The sequence below is a fragment of the Gulosibacter molinativorax genome (genome assembly GCF_003010915.2).
GTDB classification, from domain to species: domain Bacteria; phylum Actinomycetota; class Actinomycetes; order Actinomycetales; family Microbacteriaceae; genus Gulosibacter; species Gulosibacter molinativorax.
In genome coordinates, this window is record NZ_CP028426.1 from 2,046,414 (window position 1) to 2,068,745 (window position 22,332).

Consider the following 22,332-nt stretch of genomic DNA (forward strand, 5'->3'; position numbering starts at 1 on the left):
CCATGACTTCGAAACTGCGCATCCCCGCATCCATTGCAGCCTTCGCCGCGGCAACCCTCATGCTCGCCGGCTGCTCGCTCTTTGGCGGTGGCGGCGGAGAGGATCCCGAGGCCGACCGCGAGCGCGCCGAGAAGGTCGACCCGACGACCGAGGAAAGCACAACGGACAACAGCGAGGACCTCTTCACGCCCGAAGAAACCGAAGAGGCTTTCCAGGAGCCTGACGACGCGGATGTCTTCAACCTCACGGTCGGCGATTGCATCACCGACACCGACATGGCCGGTACCGAGCTACAGACCGTCCCGACGGTTCCCTGCTCGCAGCCGCACACCTTCGAGGTCTTCCACGACTTCGAAATCACGACCTCGACGTTCCCCGGCCCCGACTCGGATGAGCTGATGAACATCGTCTCGGACGGCTGCCTCGGCGACGCGTTCACCCAGTTCGTCGGTGTCGAGTACAACAGCTCAACGCTCGGCGTGATGTACCTCTCGCCGACGCAGGGCAGCTGGGACCAGGGCGACCGCCTCGTCAGCTGCATGGTTTACGAGGGCGAAGGCTCGGGCAACGTCACCACCGGCACCCTCGAGGGCTCCAGCAAATAACGCGGCCCAGTACCAGCGGGCCCAGTACCAGCGAGCCCAGTACCAGCGGACCCAGTAGAACCCGGCGCAAGCCTGGCCCAAGCGGGTCGAGCAGCACGAGAATTACACGGCATTCTCGCGCGGCTCGACCCGCTTCTTGGTTGCAGACCGCACCGTCGCCGCCTCGAGTGTGGTGAACTGGGCCCGTGGCACAATTCACTCTTCGACAGCTCGAGTACCTCTCCGCAGTAGCCGAACACGGCAGCATCGCCGCTGCCGCCTTGGCCCTGCACATCTCCGAGTCCGCCGTCGCAACCGCCCTCACCCAGCTCGAGAAGGCCGTCGACGCGACGCTCCTGTTGCGCCGCCGCGCCCACGGCGTCGCGCTCACGATCGAGGGTGAGCGGGCCGTCCGACTCGCCCGCAACCTGCTCGCCTCAGCCGACGATCTCGTCGCGGAGCTCTCCCCCGGCGCACTCACCGGAACTGTGCGACTCGGGTGCTACCCGACCCTCGCGCCGTCCGAGATGCCGCGCCTGGTCCGCGAACTCGAGCTCACGCATCCCGGCCTGCGCGTCGAAATCAGCACCGCGCTCAGCGAGGGTCTCCAGGATGGGGTTCGCAACGGCCACCTTGACCTCGCGATCGGCTATGGGAACCAGCTCGCGGATGACCTGAGCCACGAGAAGCTCTACGATCTGCCCCCGTACATGGCGATCCATCCCGAGCATCGGCTCGCGAACGAGTCGAGCATCCAGCTGCGTGACCTCGCCGCCGAACCCTTCATTCGATATGACCGCTCCCCGAGCTGGGAAAACACGCAAGCGATTCTGGACGAGGCCGGAGTCACGGTCGAGACCCGGTTCAAGACCGACGACTTCGAACTCGCACGATCCTTCGTTGGCGCGGGTCTCGGTTGGAGCTTGTTCGTGGTCCGTTCGCGGACAAACACAACCCGCGACGGCGCAACGGTAATCACCAAGGAAATCGCGCCAGCCCCTCAATCGGCCGAGGTCGTCGCGTATTGGAACTCGAGCCGGCCCCGCACCCGCGTGGAGCCATTCCTCACGGCGCTGCGGGAGCTGCATCCGGCCGAACCGGACTGAACGACTGAGCGGGCCCCGCGCAGCCAAGCCGAATAGCGGGCGTATTCTCGTCTCCGCCAGGGTTCCGACGGTAGGAAACGAAAGCTGCCCCGCATCCAACCAATTGGTCGGAAGCGGGGCAGTCTTCGTAGTCGTAGCCGGACGCGCTACTTGATGTGGCGGGTCGCCGGGGCGTCCTCGACGCCGTGGTACTCGAGCATGATTGCGCGAGTCTCGGTGGGGCGACGGTCCGGGTCGAATAGCTCGTAGTTGCCGGTCTCTTCGAACTTGATGTCGAGCGGGATACCGCGGCGGTCGCGCAGCACGAGCGTTGCCGACAGCGCGAGCACGACCATGATGAGCAGATACATCGACACGGCGAGGGTCGTGCCGAACTGGCCGACGAGTGCGGTCGCGATGGTCGGGGCGAACGCGCCACCGATGATCGCGCCGATCGCGTACGAGATCGACACACCCGAGGTACGGACAGAGGCCGGGAAGGTCTCCGCGTACCACGCCGCCTGCGGGCCGTAGGTGAGACCGAGGCCGACCGCGAAGAGGCACATGCCGACCGTGAGCCAGAGGATGCTTCCGGTGTTCACGAACCAGAACAGCGGGAAGACAAACAGGATGAGCCACATCCAGCCAATGACGTACGTGTTCTTTCGGCCGATCCAGTCGGCCATGTAGCCCGAGAGGAACGTGAACGCGAGCCAAACCACCGCGGCAATGGTGACCGAGTTGAGCACCGCGGTCCGATCCATCGCTAACAGCCCCGCGGGGTCTGTGGAATAGTTCAGGATGAAGCCACCCGTGATCATGTAGCCCGAGGCGTTGTTACCGGCGAACACGAGCGCGAGGAGGAGCACGAGCTTCCAGTGCTTCTTGAAGAGCTCGACCATCGGCATCTTGGTCTGCTTGCCGCTCGCGGCGATCTCCTGGAAGACCGGCGACTCATCGACCGACTGGCGAACGATGAAGCCGACTGCCACGAGGACGATCGAGAGGAGGAACGGCACACGCCAGCCCCACTCGTTGAAGGCCTCTCCCGGAGAGATGACACCCGACATAAGCGCGAGCACGGCGGTCGCGAGCAGCATGCCGAGGGGCACACCGAGCTGCGGGTACATGCCGTAACGGCCGCGCTGGTTGACGGGGGCGTACTCGACGGCCATCAGGACCGCGCCACCCCACTCGCCACCGGCCGAGACACCCTGCAGGATGCGCAGGACGATCAGCATGATCGGTGCCCAGATACCAACCTGGTCGTAGGTCGGCAGCACACCGATTAGCGTCGTCGCGACACCCATGAGCACCAGGGTGATTACGAGCATGAGCTTGCGGCCGAGCTTGTCGCCGTAGTGGCCCACCAGCGCGGCACCGAGCGGACGGAAGAGGAACGAAATACCGACCGTGAGGAACGTGATGATCTGGCCGAGCGTGCCGCCAACCGGCTCGAAGAACAGCTGGCTAAACACGAGACCAGCCGCGTTTGCGTAAATGAAGAAGTCGTACCACTCAACGGTGGTGCCGACGATTGTTGCTGCTGCCACGCGACGTCGCTGGCCAGCGGTCATTTGTGGTTTAGCTTCCGTAGTCATTGCTCCCATGTCTCTCTCATCAACGAGAAGAGCGCTCGACTTCGAGCGCACTCAGCAACTGTACAACTTAAATACTGAACGTGTATACGGTTTCGTATATCGTCCACCACTGGTTGCAAAGCGGAGTGCGCTCGTAGTCAAGTACCTCGCTCAGGCCACGATGGGGCTCACGCTACGGAGGCGAGGTTGGGACGCGCTGTTATTCGCTCAGGATGAACTCCGCGCCGCGCTCGCCGATCATGACCGAGGGGGCGTTCGTGTTCCCCGACGGCACCGATGGCATTACGGATGCGTCGATCACGCGCACGCCCTCGAGACCGCGGACTTTGAGGTTGGCCGGGTCGACGACGGCTTCCTGGTCAACACCCATCCGCGCCGTGCCCACCTGGTGGTGGTAGGTCACGCAGTTGTCGCGCACATACTGCTCAATTTCCTCGTCGGTTTGCACCTCGGGGCCCGGGTAGAGCTCCTGGCCGCCCCATTCATCCACAATGGCCGATTGCTGCGCGATCTCGCGGCACTCCTTCACCGACGCAACCATGCTCGCCATGTCCTCGGGGGTCGAGAGGATCTGCGGGTCGAACAGCGCGGCCTCGGTCGGGTCCGCGCTCGCGAGGCGGAGGGTGCCGCGCGAGGTCGGCTGCACGAGGCCAGCGTGAATCGTGAACGAGCTCGCCGGCGCCTCCATCCCGTCACTGAGCATCGGCACCATGAAGTAGATGGGCTGCGTGTCCGGCACGTCGTTGCCCTCGCGGAATGTCGTGAAGTGGTGCACCTGGCTGATCGGTTCGCCGGGCTTCGGCCCCCCGATCTCCTTCTTTGTCGTGTGGACGATCACCGGTGCGAGGATGTGGTCGTGCAGGTTCGCGCCGACGCCTGGCGCATCCAGCACTACGTCGATGCCGACCTCGTCGAGGTGCTCCTTCGGGCCGATGCCCGAGAGAATGAGGATGCGCGGGGTGTCGAGCGCCCCCGCCGAGAGGATGACCTCGTCGCCGCGGAACTCCTTCGTCTCGCCATCGACGGTCGCTTCGACACCCACTGCGCGGTTGCCCTCGAGGATGAGCTTGGTTACCCAGACGCCCGTGTGCGCGTGGAGGTTCGGGTTGTCGAGCTCCGGGTAGACGTAGGCGCGGAAGGTCGACAGCCGCTTGCCGTCCCGAATGTTGAGCTGCTCGTAGCCGACGCCTTCGCTGTCCGCGCCGTTGTAGTCGGGGTTGTCCGGTACGCCCGCCTCAACAGCGGCGGCGTGGAGCGATTCGAAGATCGGGTTCTTTTCGTAGTCAGCCACGACGTCGAGCAGGCCGTCACGGCCGCGCAGTGCGTCGTCGCCGTGGGTCGTGCGCTCGATCTTCTGGAAGACGGGTGCGACGTTCTCCCATGCCCACCCCTCGGCACCTTCCTTCTCCCAGCGGTTGTAGTCGCCCTGCGCGCCGCGCACCCAAATCACCGCGTTGAGCGAGTGCGAGCCGCCCTGCACCTTGCCGCGCGGCCAGTGCAGCTGACGGTTCGAGGCGTGCTCCTGCGGGGTCGTGTAGTAGTCCCAGTCATCCTCGCTGTGCCACAACTCACCCATCCGGCTCATGTCGTGAATCGCCGGGTTCTCGTCCTTGCGACCTGCCTCCAGCAAGGTGACCTCGTGACCAGCGTCGAGCAGCCGGCGAGTGACCACCGATCCCGCAGAGCCTGCTCCAACAACGATGTAGTGACGCGACATATCTTTGTTCTCCTTCGAACGTTTGAGGGGTCGACATCTCACCCAATACTGACCGCGATGTCGGTTCTAAAATTTTGGGTCGAAACGGCGGCTGCCGGTTGACGTTGGCTGCACGGGAACAGGAAACCGACGCACAAACGATTTGTGCGTCGGTTTCCGGGGTTGGGTTTCGGCCGGATGCTGGGGGCTGGCTGGATGCGCCGGGCCCGTTCGCTGCGAACCGGCAGCAGGCTAGATGTGCGCTTCCTCGCCCGTTTCGATGGCGTGGCCGATGCCGCGGTACTTCTCTGGGTTCCGCTTGCGTACAACCTCGCCGACGATGATGCCGATGACGCCGCTGAGGATCACGAGGATCGGGAGCAGGTATGTCATGAAGCTATCGGCCGGCATGTCCATGAGGACCGGGAAGTTGACGAGCACGAGGATGAACACGATCCCGAGTGCGATACCCGAGATCACCGGGGCAATGAGTCGGCTGAAGATGCCGACCCCGCGATTGTCCCTCGCGAAGAACACGATCACCGCGACGGCGACGAGCGTCATGAGGAGGATGAGCCCGAACGCGCCGGTGTTCGTAAGCCACGTGAACATCGTGAGTACGGGGAAGAGGGGGTCACCGGTGTCGGCGATCACGAAGCCGATGGTGACGAGTACCGCGAGCACGGTCTGGGTAAGCGAACCGGCGTAGGGCGCGCCCGAATTCGAGCGACGGCCAAACCAGTGGGGAATCATGCCCTCGTTGCCGAGCTCGGCGAGGTAGCGGGCGATCGTGTTGTGGAAGGCCTGCAGTGCTGCGAAGAGGCTCGTGATGAACAGGAGGTTCGCGATGTCGGTGAAGACCATGCCCGCGTGCTGCGAGAGGAACACGAACAGGAGGTCGGGGCCGAATTCCTGGCTCTGGGCGACAACCTGCGATTCACCGATGCCGACGGTCATGGCCCACGCGCTGAACGCATAGAACAGACCAACGACGATCACGGCGAGGAAGGTCGCGCGACCCACAGTGCGCTTCGGGTCTTTTGCTTCGCGGGCGTAGATCGCGGCCGACTCAAAGCCCATGAAGGCGGCAACGCCAAACGCGAGCACGGCACCGATCCCCGGCACGAACAGGTTGACAGGGTTCAGCGGCGCCATCGAGTAGCCCTCGGGTGCCACGACGAGCGCGATCACGTCAAAGACGATCACGACGGCGAACTCGAGTGCCACGAGGATCGCGATGATCTTCGCCGAGAAGTCAATCCGGGCGACGCCGAGGATACCGACCACGACGATCGCAACGATGACCCAGAGCCACCAGGGCGTTTCGATGCCGAAGCGGCCGCCGAGCCAGCTGGAGACGGTGAACCCGAACATCGCGACAATGCCGATTTGCATCATGTTGTAGGCAACGACCGCGGCGTACGCGGTACCGACACCGAGCGTGCGGCCGATGCCCTGGGCCACGTAGGGGTAGAAGGCGCCCGGGCGGTCAATGAATCGCGCCATCGCCGCGTATCCGAACGCGAACAGCGCGAGGATCGCGGCGAGCAGGATGTAGCCGGCCGGGACGGTCGTGAGCTCGGTGACCGCGAAGCTCGTCGGCGACCCACCGGCAATCGCCGTCAGTGGTGCCGAGGCTGCGACGATCATGAACGCGATCGAGAGCACCCCGAGGCGCCGCTCGGGCTGATGCTCAATCCGCTGAGTCGTCGGTTTGGTTGTTGATGACATAGTCCACCTCATCGTGAAGAGTCGAGCAAGACGCGACACTCGTCGCATCCCAGTGGTTCAAGTCTGAGATCTCTGCGGAGAAAATGCAGGGAAAATCAGCGACCATGCGCCGGAAGTCAACGAGCGAGCATTGATCTACAAGTGTAGAACTGATCCGGAATGCACCCCACACTCCATGCGTTGTCATGGGTAAGCTTGACGGATGCTCAGTGGATGCTCGATGAATCCTCGAGCGAAGAATTCGCACACCTTTAAATGGGGCACACGAACAACTCGGCAATTCGAACCTAAGATGGACGACAGACATCGCCATGACAGACCAGCACGACACCTCAGCCCTAGCCTCGATGCCACTCGAAGACGAAGCGGATCGAGACGTTCCCGTGCTGTCGTTTTCGCAGTTTCAGGTCGCCGTATCGAACTCGTTCGTGCCACTGAAGCTCACGACGACGGTGCCGGAGGGCGAATTCGAGGCACGACTGCAACAGGCCAACGTACACGGAGTATCGTTCACCGACGTGCGCGCGATGCCGCACGTCGTCGAGCGCACGCCCGAGCTCATCGAGCAGGCACCGCGCTACTTCTACAAGATCAGCCTGCAGCTTGAAGGTGCGGGGCGCCTGCGGCAGGGCGACCGCGAGGTCCAGTTGCAGCCCGGCGACCTCGCCGTGTACGACACCTCCCAGCCGTACGAGCTGTCATTCGACAAGCGCTTTCGCACGATGGTGATCCAGCTCCCCCACGATCGCCTGCACATCCCCCACGACTTCGCCGCGCAGATGACGGCCGTGCGAATGGACGGATCCGAGGGCCTCGGCCGGGTGGTGTCACCATTCCTCGCAACGATCGGCACGAATCTCGCCGAGCTGCAGGGCCCGGCCGGGGCGAAGCTCGCGCAAAACGCGGTCGACTTGCTCGAGACCCTCTTCGCGACGGAGTTCGACCTCAAGCGCTATGCCGCGGACCCGCGCCGGGCACTCTTGCAGCGCATCCGCGACAACATCGACGAGCACCTCTCCGACCCAGATCTCTCCCCCAACACGATCGCCGCGGCCGCGTTCATTTCTGTCCGACACCTGCACAACCTTTTCCAGGACCAGGGCCAGACCGTCGCATCCTATGTGCGCACGCGACGACTCGAGCGCTGCTACCTCGACCTCACCGACCCGGAGAATTTCGACGTGCCGGTCGCCGCGATCGGCGCGCGCTGGGGATTCAAGGATGCGGCCCACTTCAGCCGGGCCTTCAAGGGTGCCTACGGCGAAACACCGAGCGCCGTCCGCCGCCACGCGAGCGGTCAGTAGACCCGAAAACCCAAACCAACTCCGCCTATCGGAACCCCCGCACCCACTTGACTCTCCGTACCCGCGGATTGTCTCTCCGTGCACGCCTGAGCGCTTGCTTTGCATTTGACAACAGTGTTTCTACACTTGTAGACATATCGGGTTCGTAGAGGAATCCCGCCACCAACCCGCAATGCCGCGGACCGCGAAAGGAAGCATCTTGACGGACAAGAGCACTCGCATCGATTTCATCTACCTCAATGAGCCGGACATGATTGCCGCCGGCGTGAAGGAAATGGCCGCGTGCGTCGACGCCATGGAGGAGACACTTCGCCTTGTCGGCGAGGGCGATTACCGCATGGGCGGACCCCAGGGCAACTCGCATGGCTCGATGATGTCGTTCCCCGAGAACCCCGAGTTCGAGGGCATGCCGCACGACGCCCCGCACCGCCGCTTCATGGCAATGCCCGCCTACCTCGGCGGCTCCTTCCAGACCGCCGGTTGCAAGTGGTACGGCTCGAACCCCGAGAACCGCGAGTCGGGGCTCCCCCGCTCGATCCTGATGTTCACGCTCAGTGACAAAGACACCGGGCAGCCCCTCGCGTTCATGTCGGCAAACCTGCTCAGCGCCTACCGCACCGGCGCGATCCCCGGCGTCGGCGCACGCCACCTTGCACGAAAGGATGCGCGCACCGTCGGCATCGTCGCTCCCGGCGTCATGAATAAGACCTCACTCGAGGCCTTTATGGCCGTGAACCCGGGCCTCGAGCACGTCAAGGTGCAGGGCCGCACGCGATCGCGCGCCGAGGAGTTCGCGGCCTGGGCGAAGGAACAGTTCCCGCAGCTCACGGTCGAGGTCGTCGACACCCTCGAGGAGGCCGTCCGCGATTCCGACATCGTGACGATCGCGCCGACCACCCCCGCGGGATCCGAGAACTACCTCAAGCTCAAGCGTGAATGGGTGAAGCCGGGCGCGTTCATCAGCCTGCCCGCCGACATCATGATCGACGAGGGACTCCTCCACGACGCCCGCCACGTGGCTGACAACCGCGGGCTCTACGAGGCCTGGCACGAGGAAATCCCGTTCCCCGGCCACGAACTCATCGGACTGCACGGCATGTACCTGATGGACCGCATCCAGGAGGGCACCGTCGCGGCCGAGACCCTCGAGGACCTCCCCGCGATCATGGCGGACAAGACGCCCGGGCGCCAGAATGACGACGAGATCATCCTCTTCTCCGTCGGCGGGATGCCCGTCGAGGACGTCGCGTGGGGCACGGTCGTGTACCGCAACGCGCTCGAGCGCGGCATCGGTACCAAGCTGAACCTCTGGGAAACCCCCGAGCTGGCCTAGGTCATCGACGTCCTCCACTCATTCGATTCCACACCGCTACTTCACGGAAATACTTCAAAGAATAGGTACCTCACCATGTCGAATCCACAACTCACGGTGGCAGTAATCGGCCTCGGCTCGGTCGGCTCGATGGCGGCCTGGCAGCTCTCGAAGCGCGAGAACGTTCGCGTGATCGGGCTCGAGCAGTACGGCCGCGTGCACTCCCGCGGGTCCTACGCGGGCGAGTCCCGCGTGTTCCGCACCGCCTACCACGAGGGTGGTCTGTATGTGCCGATGCTCCTCGAATCACGCAACCTCTGGCGCGAGCTCGAGAAGGAGTCGGGCCGCGACGTCTACTACGAGGTGGGCACGCTCTCGATCGCCGAGGAAATGCATCCCGAGTACCAGACCACGCTCGGCACCGTGCGCGACTACGACCTGCCGCACGAGCTCTTCGACGCCGACCAGCTGCGTGCGCGATTCCCGCAGCACCGCATCCACGAGAACGACGCGGGCATCCTCGACCTCCAGGGTGGCGGCCTGCGCCCCGAGGTCAGCGTCATGGCGGCGCTCGAGATTGCCGAGCGCAACGGCGCGGACCTTCGCTTTAACACCCCGGTCCTCGGCATCGAGGAGTACAAGGATGGCGTGGTCATTCGCACCGAGCAGGAGGCCCTCAAGGTCGATCGCATCGTGATCGCGTCCGGCTCGTGGTCGAACCGCATCAGCCCCGAGCTGAACGACCTGCTCCGCCTGCAGATCCTCGGCCTGACCTGGTTCATGCCGCGCACCAGCATCGAGCCGTTCGTGCCGGCAAACTTCCCCGCGTTCCTGCGCGACTCGGGCCCCGTACACGTGTTCGGTGCGCCGAGCTTCGACGGCTACTCGCTCAAGGCCTGCTCGAACCCGACGTGGGATGTGGTTCGCGACGTCGACGACGTGCCGGTGGGCTACACGCGCGAGGAGCTCGTGCGCATCGGACAGCAGATGCAGGAGCTGATCCCGGACATCAACCCGGAGCCAGTGCGCTCGAGCGTGCACCACTGCGCGTACACGCCGAACCGTCTGCCGGTCGTTGACCTCAGCGAGTCGGAGCGCGTAATCACCGTCGCAGGCCTTTCGGGCCACGGCTTCAAGTTCATCCCCGCCCTCGGCAAGTTTGCCGCCGAGCTCGCCGCCGACAGCAACACCGAGTCGGTGCCCGGCGAGTTCTCACTCGAGTCGCACATGGCGGTACTCCGCGACCGCGGCCATTACCAGGGCGGCGGGCACTAGGTATGCACTACGCAGCCAGCGGGGCGCGTCTGCCCAGCCGAATGCGGGCTCGCAGCCGACGCCGAGCATGCGGCCGGTCTCACACCTTGCGTGTGGGGCCGGCCGCAAACATTCTCGGCGATAGACCCGCGTACGCCGCATGACTGATTTGCCCTGGTTTCATCCCCAGAACGGACTTGCCCGCAATCGATTGGCCCTAGCATCCCAAGTGTGAGGCGACGCCGTCGGCACCGCCCGCACCGAAAGGACAGACGATGAAACGCAAATACCTCGCAGCGCTCGGCACTTCATTCGCGCTCGTCGCCGCACTGACGGCGTGCTCCAGTGGCAACTCAGATGAGCCGACCCCCGTCGGGAATTCGTCCAATAATGACGCAAGTGCTCCGGCGCAGGAGGACACGTCGAACGGTGCGGGCGGCGACACGACCGAGGACGCCCCCGCAGACGGCGGCAACGTCTCGAGCGGCGCGGGGAGCGCCGAGGTGATCATCGACGGCGAAACCATCGACATCCCTAACCCGAACGTGCAGTGCGGGGAGTCGGGTGACACGTTCGCGATCGCCGTCACCTCGCCGGATCTCGCGGAAGGCACGACCTTCGGCGCACTCCTAACCGCTGGGGACAGCCCGACGGTCTCAACCGTGGCGCTCGCACAGAGCGATGGTGTCAGTGTCGCATACACCGAAGGCACCGGCGGCGCGGCTGAGGTAACCGTCGACGGCAACACTTACACGATCTCCGGCAGCGGGATGGGCGTGGACGCGACTGACCCGGCGAGCGCGGGTGACGTGGAGTTCTCGTTCACTGTCACTTGCCCGTAGCCAGGGCGATTTCGCGAGGCCCGCTGTGACGCGAGCCGCGCATCCAGACCGAGGGGGCTCCGGAATACCGGGGCCCCCTCAGCATCTGGGGCTACCGTGAGCGGTACGGCGCTGGGCAGCGCGGATGCAGTGGCAAGGAGGCCATCATGGTCGATATTCGAGTCGCTCGGGTCTACGACGAACCCGAACCCGAGAGCCGCTATCGAGTGCTTGTCGACCGCCTGTGGCCGCGCGGCATTAAAAAGGAAGCGCTCGCCTACGACGAATGGGACAAGAACGTCGCCCCGTCGCCGGACTTGCGGAAGTGGTTCGGCCATGAGCCCGAACGCTTCGACGAGTTCACCAACCGCTATCGCCAAGAGCTCGACGAGAGCGACGCCCCACAGCAGCTTCTCGAGGCCGCTGGCACGCGCGATATTTCGCTGCTCATCGCCGCGAAAGACCACCAGCACAACCACGGCATCGTGCTCCGCGACTACCTGCGGGAAGTTGCCGCGGACTAGGCCCGACTCCGTGGCACACTCAGACCATGTCGAGTCGCCTGCCCGCCGTCAACCAACACCGCACGACCAACGAGCGCCTGCATCCTGACCGGGCCTGGGTGCGCATCCTGCGCTTTATTCTGGGCGCGGTCACAGTCGTCGCCGTGATCCGCAACTTCTACCGCTCGGCGAACGGGCTCACCGACAACACGCTCGCGGAGTCGCTCTCGCAGTTCACGAATCAGTCGTGTCTCGTGTTCGGCCTGTGTCTGATCGTGGGCGCGCTCGTGGCCCGCGAGCGGCTGCCGCGCTGGTGGGATCATCTTCGCGGGGCACTTGCGTTTTACATGGTCATGACGGGACTCATCTACGCGCTGCTCGTCGCAGAGCCCGGCGAAATGATGCGCTGGGACCTCGAGTGGACGAACCTGGCGCTGCATCGCCTCGCGCCGGTCACGGGCCTCCTCGACTGGCTACTCATCACGATGACAGTGCGCGGGACTTGGGGCCGGCCGCTCGCATGGCTCATCTACCCGGTGCTCTACCTTGCGTACACCTGGATTCGCGGCGCGCTCGTGACCTGGTATCCGTATCCCTTTCTCGATCCGACACTCGATGGCGGCTGGCCCGAGGTTTTCCGGATGACCGCGATCGTGCTCGTCGCGTTCCTCGCGGTGTCGCTGCTCGTGCACGTGCTCGGGAATCTGCGCGTGCGGCTCGCACATCGGGGTCGGTAGCCGACGGATAGCTGGCAAGCGGCCTGACGCAGGCTACGGCACAGGATGCGCGGGGTTGTTCCGCGAAGGCGCATCGACAAGCAGCCCATCGGTGAGCGTGCTCGGGGTGCCGAATCGATGCCCCGTTATCGAAACCGCCTGCTCGCGCACGAATGGGAGCAGCTCGAGCCAGCCCGACTCGGTGACCGGACCATGCCAGATTGCGAGCACGCATCCGGTCGCCGCACGCGCGATCTCCCGTCGCTCATCCTCCCCGCCGATGAAGCGAAGCCTGCCGCTGAGCCTGGTCACGCTACGACGGAAGTGCGCGTCGGTCTCGATCCGCACGGGGATGCCGAGGTCGGTCAGCAGCTGCTGGGCCCGAGCCGGAAGCTGCTCGCCACTCGAGATCGTGAGCGGCGCATCCGCCCGCAGCCCGGCCGCGACGACGCGCAACAAGCGCGTTGGCACCTCGCCCTCCGCGAGGCGAATCGTGACGGCCGCCGGGAAGTAGCGCACGACGTTGCGCTCGGCGACGAGTCCCTGCGCATCGCGCGCTGCGCCGAACACCTGCTGCCATGCGAGCTCGTCGCTGCGGGTCGCGCGCACGAGGCGCTCCCGATTCGTCATTTGCAGCTCTTCAGCGGCGTGCAGGAGTTGGCGGATGCGCGGCTCAAGCGGCATCGCGCCCGCCTTCGCGTGTCCGAGCCGCCAGTTCGCGAGCGAGGCGACGTAGTGCGCGCCACCCGCCTTGACGGTCGCGCCGACGGTCGATTTCTTCCAGCCGCCGAACGGCTGCCGCGCGACGATCGCGCCGGTCGTGCCCCGATTCACGTACAGGTTCCCGGCCTGCACCCCATCGAGCCACGTCGCGATCTCGCTCCGGTCGAGCGAGTGCAGGCCTGAGGTGAGGCCGTAGTCGACGTCGTTGACAATCTCGATGGCTTCCTCGAGGGTGTCGACGCGCATGACCCCGAGCACCGGGCCGAAGTACTCGACACGGTGGAACTCGCCGCCGCGCTCGACCCCCGCGCGAATCCCCGGGGACCAGACCCGCGCATCCGCGTCGAGCTGCCGCGGGCGGAGCACCCAGTTCTCCCCCGGCCCGAGTTCGGTGAGGCCGCGGCGCAGCTTCTCGCCGACCGGCGCGGTGAGCGGACCCATCGTGGCCGCTGGGTCGGTGGGCAGGCCCACGCGAAGTGACTTGGCCGCATCCACGAGCTGGTTACGCAGGCGACGCGATTTCCCCGACTGCCCCACGAGGATGACGAGCGAGGCGGCCGAGCACTTCTGGCCCGCGTGCCCGAAGGCCGAGTGGATCACGTCGGCAACCGCGAGGTCGTAGTCGGCACTCGGGGTGACGATGATGGCGTTCTTCCCGCTCGTCTCGGCGCGCAGGTCAAGCTCCGGGCGCATCTCGAGGAAGGCCTCGGCCGTCTCGTAACCGCCAGTGAGAATGACCCGGGCGATGGCGTCGTGCTTGACGAGCGCCGATGCGAGCTCGCGGTCGTCAAACTGCACGAACTGCAGCGCATCATTCGGAACTCCCGCTTCCCACAGCGCCTCGGCGACGACCGCACCCGTGCGCGCGGCAACGGCGGCCGGTTTGACGATCACGGGAGATCCTGCCGCGAGCGCGGCGAGCATCCCGCCGGCGGGAATCGCGATCGGGAAATTCCACGGCGGGATGACCGCGATCGGTCCCGCGGTTTCCCATTCGGCGCCGTCTACGTGATCGAGCTCCCGGGCACGCTCGGCGTAGAAGTGCGCGAAGTCGATCGCCTCGCTCACCTCGGGATCCGACTGGTCGAAGGTCTTCCCGCACTCGTGGGCGGCGATTTCCAGGAGCTCGCCGCGGCGTTGCTCGAGTGCCTCGCCCGCGCGGTGCAGCACGGCGGCGCGTTCCTCGCCGGTAAGCTCCGACCACGAAGATTCGACGGCGGTCTGGATGCGTCGCTCGAGTTCCCCGCTTGTGACCACGGTGTGCGACTCGAGCGTCGCGCGGCCGAGCGCCGAGTGGGCGGCGCGCTCACGGATCGCTGCGGCCCAGAGTTGGTTCTGTGGGAGGGCCGGGTCGGAGTCGGGGGTGTTGCGGAAGGTCTCGGTGCGTTTCGATACGCCCTCCGGGCTACTCAACGCTCGTGACTCGCCCGGTGAGTAGTCGCGCAGCGACGTATCGAAGCGCTCGCCCGGGCCCGTCACGAAGCGACGATCCTGCATCCGCTTCGGCGGCGGCACCTCTCCTGAGACGCCATCAATCGAGGCGAGGAACCGGTCCCGTTCGCGCGCGAAGAAGCTGTCGCTCGCGGCAAGGTCGAACACCGCCGACATGAAGTTCTCGCTCGACGCCCCCTCCTCGAGCCGCCGCACAAGGTAAGCGATCGCCACGTCGAACTCCTCCGGGTGCACGATCGGCGTATAGAGTCGCAGCCCGCCCGTGTGCCGCCGCACGACCTCGGCCTGGGCGGGTGCCATTCCGAGGAGCATTTCGACGTCGATGTCGCCCGTTACCCCGCGTGCCTCCGCGATCTTCCAAGCGAGCGCGAGGTCGAACAGGTTGTGCCCGGCCACGCCGATGCGAATGTTTCGCGTGCGCTCGGGATGCAGCGCCCAGTTCAGCATCTCGAGGTAGTTCGTGTCCGTCTCGCGCTTAGTGTCGAAGGTCGCGAGCGGCCAGTTTCGCAGCTCGGCCGTGACGTGCTCCATCGGGAGATTGGCGCCCTTCACGACGCGCACCTTGATCGGCGCGCCCCCTTCGGCAACTCGCGCCGCGGCCCACTCTTGCAGGTCGATCAACGCCGCGAATGAGTCCGGCAGGTACGCCTGCAGCACGATCCCGGCGGAGAGCAGCCGAAACTCTTCGCGTTCGAGCACCCGCTTGAAGACCTCGACCGTGAGTGCGAGGTCGCGGTACTCCTCCATGTCGAGGTTGATGAATTTCGGCTGCTTGGCCGTCGCCGCAATTCGGTATAGCGGCACCAGTCGTTCCACGGCCTCGGCGACGGCTGCCTCGAACCCCCACGGCTGGTGGGGCGCGTTGATCGCCGAGACCTTGAGCGAGACGTAGTCGACATCATCCCGTCGCAACAGCGCGGCCGTGCCGTCGAGCCGCTTCTGGGCCTCGCGCTCGCCGAGCACCGCCTCGCCCAGCAGGTTGAGGTTGAGGTCGACGCCGGTCTCGCGGAGCCTGCGAATGGCCGCGCCGAGTCGCGCATCGCTCGCGTCGATGAGCAGGTGACCGACGAGCTGCCGCAGCGCGCGCCTCGCCGCGGGGACCACGACTTGTGGCACGAGCGGCGCGGTCAGCCCGCCGAGTTGCACGGCCCGAGCGAGCAGCGGCGGAAGGAAGCTCGGGATGCGCTTGGCCAGGCGACGAAGGTTCCGCGCCGCGACGCGCGGATCCTCGGGGCGGATCACCCCGTCGACGAACCCGACGATAAACGCGAGCCCGTCCGGATCGCGCAGCGCGGATGCGAGTTGCAGGCTCGCGGGATCGGGCGGCACCTGCTTCGACTCGCGCAACCACTCGCGCACGAGCTCGACCGCCGCCGGTGCGAGCCGCCGTAGTTCCTCTGGCTGCAGATCCTGCGTCTGCGCAGCGGGTGTGGTCATCCGTTACTCCCGATCTAGCCGAACGATCGCTACCCGAACCATCGCTTCGGTGCGATATCCCCTCTCAAGCTAGCACCGGCTAACTTCCAACCCGCCGCCAAGTCCGGTAGGCAAACCCAAGCAACAGGGCGAGCAGCAGCGTCACGAGGGACGGCAAGAGCGCGGGCTGCGCCGCGAACCAGTCGACGATCGTGGCCACGACGGCGACCGCGAGAAAGAACGTCAGCACGCCCATCAGCATCTCGAGCCTGGCGCGGCGAACGCGTGGCGAAGCCATCCGGATCAGCTCTTCACGCCGCCGGCGGTGAGCCCCGAGACAATGCGCCGTTGGAAAATCAGCACCATGATCACGAGCGGAATCGTCACGAGCGTCCCCGCAGCCATCACCGCGGCATATGGCTGCTCGAACGCATTATCACCAGAGAATCGCGCGATCGCCACGGTCACCGGCTCGGTGGAGCTATTGGATAGCTGGCTCGCGAGCATGTACTCGTTCCATGATGCGATGAACGCAAGGATCGCGGTCGTGAAGAGCGCGGGCGCGGCAAGCGGCAGGATGACCTTGAGAAATGCCTGGCCACGCGATGCCCCGTCGACGCGCGCTGCCTCCTCCAGTTCCCACGGCAGGTCGTTCAGGAACGACGTGAGGGTGTAGATCGTGAGCGGCAGCGCGAATGACACGTTCGGGATGATGAGCGCCTGATAGGTGCCGATCCACCCGATGTCGGTGAAGAGTTGGAACAGTGGAGTCACGAGCGCGACGCCGGGAAACATCGAGGCACCCAGGATGATGCCGGTCACGAAGTTCTTCCCGCGGAAGTTCAGGCGTGCGAGCGCATACGACACGGTAATGCCGAGCGCCAGCGCGATCGCCGTGGTGGTCAGGCCGATGATGAGCGAGTTACCGATCGCGGCGAGGAAATTATTGCCCTTGTCGGTCGCGAGCGCGGCCTCGAAATTGTCGAGCGTCACGTACGTGGGCCAGAACGTCGGGTCGAACGTGTGCGACTTCTCGCGAAAGGCCGTGATGACCATCCAGTAGAAGGGCAGGAGCCCCCAAGCCAGGATGAGCACGACGCCGAGATATGCGCCCCAGCCGTTCTCGGGCCGACGCCGGTGGACGACCGGCTTCTCACGCCTTGCCCCGGCGGGTGTTCCCGTCCCGGCGGGGGTTCCCGTGCCCGCGGTCATGTCGATCCCCCGTTCGATATCGTCGACTCTGGCTTGGTCTTCGACTCTGTCTTTGCCCCGGGCTCTGGCTCTGTCCCCGGCCCTGGCTTGCCTCGCGGCGCGACCGCCGCATCCACATCGCCCTTGCGTGTGGCCTCCTGCGTGCGCACCGCGTTCGCGCCCAGCACCTTTACCATGAGGAATGCGACGGCGAAGATCAGTAGGAACACGATCGTCGAGAGCGCCGAGGCACTATTGAAGTTGCCCTGCCGCATGTCGGCGACCACGAGGATGGATATGGTCGCGACGGGACTCGAGCTGTCCGTCCCCGAGAGGATTGCCGGAAGGTCGTACATTCGCAGCGCATCCAGGACCCGAAAGAGCAGCGCGACCATGAGCGCCGGTTTGACGAGCGGGAGCGTGATCTGCCGAAACCGCTGCCACGCGTTTGCTCCGTCGATTCGGGCGGCCTCGTACACATCCTTCGGGATCATCTGGAGCCCCGCGAGGATGAGCAGTGCCATGAACGGCGTCGTCTTCCATACATCCGCCACGATCACCGCGAAGCGCGATGCCCATGGATCGGTCGTCCACGAGATATCCGTGCCGAACAGGGTATTCACGATGCCCTTCTCGGCGAAGATGAAGTACCAGAGCTTGGCCGTCACCGCAGTCGGGATCGCCCACGGGATGAGGACGCTCGCGCGCAGGAGCGAGCGTCCCACGATGTTGCGCGACATGATCAGCGCCATGAGGAAACCGAGCACGGTTTCGAGGCTCACCGTCACGACCGTGAAGAACAGCGTGACCCAGACTGAGGACCAGAAGTCGGCACCGACCGTGCCCGTAGGGCAGCTGTTGACTCCCGTGCCGCAGTCTTGCAGCAGCCACTTGGCGTAGTGCGCGAGGCCCGCGAAACCGCCCTCTGTGAACATCCCGGTCTCCGGGTCGATCCCCCGGTCCGACTGGAACGAGAGCGTGATCGCGCGGATGACCGGATAGCCGATGATGATCGCGAGTACCGCCATCGACGGCAGCACGAGCCACGCCGCTTTGCGAGAATCCCACTTGGTTTGGCGCTGCACCGGTGGGATGCTGCGGTCGATCTTCGGCCGGCTCGAGGTTCGCGTGGTGCTCATCGATGGCTCCCGTTCTGCCTGCGGGTCAGGTCGTGCGTGGACCTGACCCGCCATTCGCTAGGGCTAGGCCGCCGCGTTCCGAATCGCGGCGGCCATGTCGGCCATCGCGTCGTCGACCGACTTACCTGCCGTGATCGCCGCGTAGGCATTGTCGTGGATCGCCTTCGAGATCGCCGCGTAGTACGGGGTCACCGGTCGCGGCTGGGCCGTGTCGAGCGCATCCTTGAGCGTCGGTAGGTAAGGAAACTGTTCGATGAGCGCGGAATCCTCATACACGGAGGCGAGCACCGGTGGGAAGGACTGCTCGGCGAAACTCTTCTGGTTTTCCTCGCTCTGGACGAACTTGATGAAGTCGAGCGCGGTGGCCTTGTACTCCGAGAACATGTTGATGCCGTTGTTGTAGCCGCCGAGGGTCGAGGCTCCGGGACCGTCCGGGCCGACAATTGGCGCGACCTCAAAGTTACCCTTTACCTGGGATTCCTCCGCGCCTGCATTGTCGTACATGTAGGGCCAGTTATAGGCGTACATCGATTCACCGCCCACGAATGCGAGGTTCGTTTCTTCCTCCGTGAAGCTGTCGGTGCGCTGCGCGATTTCACCCGCGGCATACGCATCCACGAGCGACTGCAGCCCTGCCTTCGCGCCCGCTTCCTCGACGAGCGGCGTCGAACCGTCCTCATCCACGACCGCCCCACCGTTGGCGTTAATCGCCTGGGTGGTCTGCACGGTCAGGCCCTCGTAGTTCTTGAGCTGGAGCACGAGGCAGTCGACTCCCGCTTCCTCAGCGGCCCCGCAGGAATCGATGAGCTCGGTCCACGTTGCGGGTGCCTTGTCAACGAGGTCGGTTCGGTAGTAGAGCAGCTGGGCGTTCGTGTTCTGCGGCCCGGCGTAGAGCGTGCCCATGTAGGTCGCCGAATCGACGGTCGCGGGTAGCAGCCCGGTGGTGTCCAGGGCGAGGTCGCCCTCGAGCGGTTGCAACCAGCCGTTGGCCGCGAACTCCGCGGTCCACGTGACGTCGAGCGCCATGACGTCGTAGTCGCCGCTATTCGCCTGCAGCGACTGCACGAGGGTCTCGCGCTGCTGATCCGCTTCCTGCGGCAGTTCGCTCAGCGTCACCTCTTCGTCGGGATGCTCGGCGTTCCAGGCCTCGATGATCGGCACGAGTTTGCCGGTGTCGTTCGCGCCCATCGCGAAAGTGATCGGGCCGCGTTCCGCCGCCGCCGTCTCACCGCCACCGGCACCCGTTTCACCCGGAGACCCGCTGGCGCATCCCGCGAGCGCGAGGGCCGTGGCGCCGAACAGCGCGATCGCGCTCTTCACTGCAATTCTGGATTTCATCTTCGATCGTTCCTTCTTCTCGATGGGTCCGCGACATTGCGGTACTCGGATTGGGTTCTCGTTCGATTGCGGTGTTCAGGTGGAGGGGCGTTGGTTCAGGGATGCGCCGGTCGCCCCCGTCGGATGGGTCGGCAAGTCAGTTCTGGCGCAACCCGGTCTCGGTGTCGAAGACATGGAGTCGCTCGGGCATGGCCTCGAACCGTACGGTGTCGCCGGCCGCGGGGATGTTGTCGCCGATCAATCGCGCCACGACCGTCTGCTTGCCCTCGCCGAGGTCACCAAGCCCATAGACGTACGCCTCGGAGCCGAGTTCCTCGACCATGTCGACGACGACTTCGAAGCCACCCTCCTCGGAGACGAACAGGTGCTCGGGACGCATGCCGATCGTGACGCGCTTTGCGGTGCCCGGAGGTACTGGGATGCGCCGGTGCCCGAATTGCACGGTGCCGTCATCGGCGACCGAGGTCTCGACCAAGTTCATCGCGGGCGAGCCGATGAAGCTCGCGACGAAGACGTTCTTCGGCCGCGAGTAGAGCTCGCGGGGAGGCGCCACCTGTTGCAGTACCCCCGCATCCATCACTGCGACGCGATCGCCCATCGTCATCGCCTCAACCTGATCGTGGGTCACGTACACGGTGGTGACGCCGAGGTCGCGCTGCAGTCGGGCGATCTGCGAGCGCGTCTGAACGCGAAGCTTGGCGTCGAGGTTCGAGAGCGGTTCATCCATGAGGAAAACCTTGGGCTCGCGGACAATCGCTCGCCCCATCGCGACGCGCTGCCGCTGCCCGCCCGAGAGTGCTTTGGGTTTGCGCTCCAGGAACTCGGTCAGGCCGAGCATCTCGGCGGCCCGCTCCACCCGCTCGCGGATCTCGGTACTCGGTCGACGCTGCATCTTCAGGCCGAAAGACATGTTCTCGCGGACGCTGAGGTGCGGATACAGCGCGTAGTTCTGGAAGACCATCGCGATGTCGCGGTCTTTCGGGTCGGCCTCCGTGACGTCTTCGGCATCGAGATAGATCGTTCCGCTTGACACCTGCTCGAGTCCCGCGAGCATCCGGAGTGTGGTGGACTTTCCGCAGCCCGATGGACCCACGAGCACCAGGAATTCACCGTCGGGGATCTCAAGGTCGAAGCCATCGACCGACGGCCGGTCCGCACCCGGGTATACCAGGCTCACGCGATCAAACGTCACCACCGCCACGACCTACCCCCTGCCTCGGCATCCTTGCCGCACAGACGTTTGCGTTCGTGGCTACCCTACTCCGATTTTCGGTTTTCGGTGCCATTTTGGCTGATCGGCACACAGAATCGCAGCTGCGTGCCGATCTCGCCGCAGCCCTACTCGGCCATCATTTCGCGCACGAGCGGGATGACCTTCGTGCCGTACAGCTCGAGCGAGTGCATCAGGAGTTCGTGCGGCATGGGGCCGTTCGAGTACTTGAGGTCGAATCGCTCTGCGCCGAGGGCCTTCATACCGGTGACGATCTTGCGCGCGACGGTCTCGGGCGAGCCGACCAGCAGCGCGCCGTGATTCGCCTCCTGCTCGTACTCGCCGCGGCCCATTGCGGGCCAACCGCGGTCGCGGCCGACGCGGTCTCGACCGATCTTGAAGTAGGGGTACAGCTGCTCGCGCGCTTCCTCATCGGTATCGGCGACGTGGCCCGGCGAGTGATAGCCGACGTGCGCCTCGGTGTGCCCGTAGTGCGCCTGCGCCTCGCGATACACCCGCGCGAACGGCGCGAAACGCTCGGCGGAACCGCCGATGATCGCCAGCATGAGCGGGAAGTCGTACTTCGCGGTACGGACGACGGACTGCGGGGACCCGCCGACCGCGACCCAGGTCGGGAAGGTCCGCTTCCCCTCTCCCTCCGGCGTCTCGAGCGGCGGATAGATCGGCTGATCGGTGAGTGCGGCGCGAGTCGTCCCTCGCCACGTGACGGGCTCGTCCTTCGCGACGTGCGACCACAGGTCGAGCTTTTCCTCGAACAGCACCTCGTAGTCCGCGAGCGAAAGGCCGAACAGCGGGAAGGACTCGGTGAACGAGCCGCGACCCACGATGATCTCCGCGCGGCCGTTTGAGAGCGCATCCACCGTCGAGAAGCGCTCAAACACGCGAACAGGGTCGTCGGAACTCAAGACCGTCACCGCGGTGCCGAGCTTGATGCGCTCGGTCGTCGCGGCGATCGCGGCAAGCACCGTCTCCGGCGAGGACACCGCGTAGTCGTCGCGGTGGTGCTCGCCGATCCCGATCACGTCGATGCCCACGCGGTCCGCGAGCTGCGCCTGCTCGAGCACGTTCCGTATCGTCTGGGCATGCGTGATCGGCTTGCCGTCCGAACCCACGGCCAGGTCACCGAACGTATCGATGCCGAGGATGAGGTCCTCCGGCGCGGTCGACGGGAAATTCGTGGTGGTCTGATCCGACTCGCCCTGCGCGCTCATGCCAGGCTCCTTTTCGCTTGAACT

The 22,332-nt window shown here is 65.3% G+C and carries 18 protein-coding genes; 8 read left to right on the forward strand and 10 right to left on the reverse strand.

Annotation, left to right across the window (positions count from 1 at the left end; all coding sequences use genetic code 11):
• Nucleotides 1-2 precede the first annotated feature (2 nt).
• Complete coding sequence (locus tag GMOLON4_RS09565; protein WP_051266549.1) at nt 3-605, forward strand: septum formation family protein; 603 nt, start codon at nt 3-5, stop codon at nt 603-605.
• A gap of 185 nt (nt 606-790) precedes the next feature.
• On the forward strand, nt 791-1,690 hold the full coding sequence (locus GMOLON4_RS09570) for a LysR family transcriptional regulator (RefSeq protein ID WP_051266551.1): 900 nt from the start codon (nt 791-793) through the stop codon (nt 1,688-1,690).
• 146 nt (nt 1,691-1,836) lie between these two features.
• Here GMOLON4_RS09570 and GMOLON4_RS09575 read toward each other — a convergent pair whose 3' ends face one another.
• The 3 genes from GMOLON4_RS09575 to GMOLON4_RS09585 all read right to left on the reverse strand — a co-directional run bounded on the left by GMOLON4_RS09575 (nt 1,837) and on the right by GMOLON4_RS09585 (nt 6,697).
• Nucleotides 1,837-3,270, reverse strand: coding sequence for an MFS transporter (locus GMOLON4_RS09575; RefSeq protein WP_035732371.1), 1,434 nt, complete (start codon nt 3,268-3,270; stop codon nt 1,837-1,839).
• Between the two features lie 199 nt (nt 3,271-3,469).
• Nucleotides 3,470-4,987 carry a GMC family oxidoreductase gene (locus tag GMOLON4_RS09580; RefSeq protein ID WP_026936460.1) on the reverse strand — a complete coding sequence of 506 codons (1,518 nt, stop codon included), beginning with the start codon at nt 4,985-4,987 and terminating at the stop codon, nt 3,470-3,472.
• Between the two features lie 231 nt (nt 4,988-5,218).
• Nucleotides 5,219-6,697 (reverse strand): APC family permease, encoded by a 1,479-nt coding sequence (locus GMOLON4_RS09585; RefSeq protein WP_026936461.1) that lies wholly within the window; start codon nt 6,695-6,697, stop codon nt 5,219-5,221.
• A gap of 311 nt (nt 6,698-7,008) precedes the next feature.
• Between GMOLON4_RS09585 and GMOLON4_RS09590 the strand changes: the two genes are divergently transcribed.
• The 6 genes from GMOLON4_RS09590 (at nt 7,009) to GMOLON4_RS09615 (ending at nt 12,628) form a co-directional block, all read left to right on the forward strand.
• Nucleotides 7,009-8,001, forward strand: coding sequence for an AraC-like ligand-binding domain-containing protein (locus tag GMOLON4_RS09590; RefSeq protein WP_245575393.1), 993 nt, complete (start codon nt 7,009-7,011; stop codon nt 7,999-8,001).
• A gap of 199 nt (nt 8,002-8,200) precedes the next feature.
• Nucleotides 8,201-9,334 (forward strand): tyramine oxidase subunit B, encoded by a 1,134-nt coding sequence (locus GMOLON4_RS09595; protein ID WP_026936462.1) that lies wholly within the window; start codon nt 8,201-8,203, stop codon nt 9,332-9,334.
• A gap of 75 nt (nt 9,335-9,409) precedes the next feature.
• Nucleotides 9,410-10,588, forward strand: a complete 1,179-nt coding sequence (gene solA, locus GMOLON4_RS09600; RefSeq protein WP_035732373.1) for an N-methyl-L-tryptophan oxidase — start codon at nt 9,410-9,412, stop codon at nt 10,586-10,588.
• Nucleotides 10,589-10,842: 254 nt separating this feature from the next.
• Nucleotides 10,843-11,409, forward strand: a complete 567-nt coding sequence (locus GMOLON4_RS09605; RefSeq protein WP_026936463.1) for a lipoprotein LpqH — start codon at nt 10,843-10,845, stop codon at nt 11,407-11,409.
• Nucleotides 11,410-11,555: 146 nt separating this feature from the next.
• Nucleotides 11,556-11,912, forward strand: a complete 357-nt coding sequence (locus tag GMOLON4_RS09610) for a DUF488 domain-containing protein (RefSeq protein ID WP_026936464.1) — start codon at nt 11,556-11,558, stop codon at nt 11,910-11,912.
• A 26-nt stretch (nt 11,913-11,938) separates the two neighbouring features.
• Nucleotides 11,939-12,628, forward strand: a complete 690-nt coding sequence (locus tag GMOLON4_RS09615) for a Pr6Pr family membrane protein (RefSeq protein WP_026936465.1) — start codon at nt 11,939-11,941, stop codon at nt 12,626-12,628.
• A gap of 33 nt (nt 12,629-12,661) precedes the next feature.
• Here the strand turns inward: GMOLON4_RS09615 and GMOLON4_RS09620 are convergent, their stop codons facing one another.
• The 7 genes from GMOLON4_RS09620 to GMOLON4_RS09650 form a co-directional block, all read right to left on the reverse strand.
• Nucleotides 12,662-16,219, reverse strand: coding sequence for a proline dehydrogenase family protein (locus GMOLON4_RS09620; RefSeq protein ID WP_051266555.1), 3,558 nt, complete (start codon nt 16,217-16,219; stop codon nt 12,662-12,664).
• 79 nt (nt 16,220-16,298) lie between these two features.
• Nucleotides 16,299-16,496 (reverse strand): hypothetical protein, encoded by a 198-nt coding sequence (locus tag GMOLON4_RS09625; RefSeq protein ID WP_026936466.1) that lies wholly within the window; start codon nt 16,494-16,496, stop codon nt 16,299-16,301.
• Between the two features lie 5 nt (nt 16,497-16,501).
• Complete coding sequence (locus GMOLON4_RS09630) at nt 16,502-17,410, reverse strand: carbohydrate ABC transporter permease (RefSeq protein ID WP_084147408.1); 909 nt, start codon at nt 17,408-17,410, stop codon at nt 16,502-16,504.
• Nucleotides 17,407-18,528, reverse strand: coding sequence for a carbohydrate ABC transporter permease (locus GMOLON4_RS09635; protein ID WP_084147417.1), 1,122 nt, complete (start codon nt 18,526-18,528; stop codon nt 17,407-17,409). Before GMOLON4_RS09635 ends, GMOLON4_RS09630 begins: the two co-directional genes overlap by 4 nt.
• Before the next feature lie 63 nt (nt 18,529-18,591).
• The gene (locus GMOLON4_RS09640; RefSeq protein ID WP_026936468.1) at nt 18,592-19,866 is read right to left on the reverse strand and encodes an ABC transporter substrate-binding protein; all 1,275 of its coding nucleotides are present in this window, start codon (nt 19,864-19,866) and stop codon (nt 18,592-18,594) included.
• 136 nt (nt 19,867-20,002) lie between these two features.
• Nucleotides 20,003-21,067, reverse strand: coding sequence for an ABC transporter ATP-binding protein (locus GMOLON4_RS09645; protein WP_026936469.1), 1,065 nt, complete (start codon nt 21,065-21,067; stop codon nt 20,003-20,005).
• A 137-nt stretch (nt 21,068-21,204) separates the two neighbouring features.
• A complete protein-coding gene (locus GMOLON4_RS09650) occupies nt 21,205-22,308 on the reverse strand; it encodes an LLM class flavin-dependent oxidoreductase (protein ID WP_084147409.1) in 1,104 nt (367 codons plus the stop codon).
• Between the last annotated feature and the right edge of the window lie 24 nt (nt 22,309-22,332).

What these genes read in the sequence shown, in the direction of transcription:
- GMOLON4_RS09565 (WP_051266549.1), top strand. Translation starts at nt 3, where the DNA reads ATGACTTCGAAACTGCGCATCCCCGCATCCATTGCAGCCTTCGCCGCG.
- GMOLON4_RS09575 (WP_035732371.1), bottom strand. Translation starts at nt 3,270, where the DNA reads ATGACTACGGAAGCTAAACCACAAATGACCGCTGGCCAGCGACGTCGC.
- GMOLON4_RS09580 (WP_026936460.1), bottom strand. Translation starts at nt 4,987, where the DNA reads ATGTCGCGTCACTACATCGTTGTTGGAGCAGGCTCTGCGGGATCGGTG.
- GMOLON4_RS09585 (WP_026936461.1), bottom strand. Translation starts at nt 6,697, where the DNA reads ATGTCATCAACAACCAAACCGACGACTCAGCGGATTGAGCATCAGCCC.
- GMOLON4_RS09590 (WP_245575393.1), top strand. Translation starts at nt 7,009, where the DNA reads ATGACAGACCAGCACGACACCTCAGCCCTAGCCTCGATGCCACTCGAA.
- solA (WP_035732373.1), top strand. Translation starts at nt 9,410, where the DNA reads ATGTCGAATCCACAACTCACGGTGGCAGTAATCGGCCTCGGCTCGGTC.
- GMOLON4_RS09605 (WP_026936463.1), top strand. Translation starts at nt 10,843, where the DNA reads ATGAAACGCAAATACCTCGCAGCGCTCGGCACTTCATTCGCGCTCGTC.
- GMOLON4_RS09610 (WP_026936464.1), top strand. Translation starts at nt 11,556, where the DNA reads ATGGTCGATATTCGAGTCGCTCGGGTCTACGACGAACCCGAACCCGAG.
- GMOLON4_RS09615 (WP_026936465.1), top strand. Translation starts at nt 11,939, where the DNA reads ATGTCGAGTCGCCTGCCCGCCGTCAACCAACACCGCACGACCAACGAG.
- GMOLON4_RS09620 (WP_051266555.1), bottom strand. Translation starts at nt 16,219, where the DNA reads ATGACCACACCCGCTGCGCAGACGCAGGATCTGCAGCCAGAGGAACTA.
- GMOLON4_RS09625 (WP_026936466.1), bottom strand. Translation starts at nt 16,496, where the DNA reads ATGGCTTCGCCACGCGTTCGCCGCGCCAGGCTCGAGATGCTGATGGGC.
- GMOLON4_RS09630 (WP_084147408.1), bottom strand. Translation starts at nt 17,410, where the DNA reads ATGACCGCGGGCACGGGAACCCCCGCCGGGACGGGAACACCCGCCGGG.
- GMOLON4_RS09635 (WP_084147417.1), bottom strand. Translation starts at nt 18,528, where the DNA reads ATGAGCACCACGCGAACCTCGAGCCGGCCGAAGATCGACCGCAGCATC.
- GMOLON4_RS09640 (WP_026936468.1), bottom strand. Translation starts at nt 19,866, where the DNA reads ATGAAATCCAGAATTGCAGTGAAGAGCGCGATCGCGCTGTTCGGCGCC.
- GMOLON4_RS09650 (WP_084147409.1), bottom strand. Translation starts at nt 22,308, where the DNA reads ATGAGCGCGCAGGGCGAGTCGGATCAGACCACCACGAATTTCCCGTCG.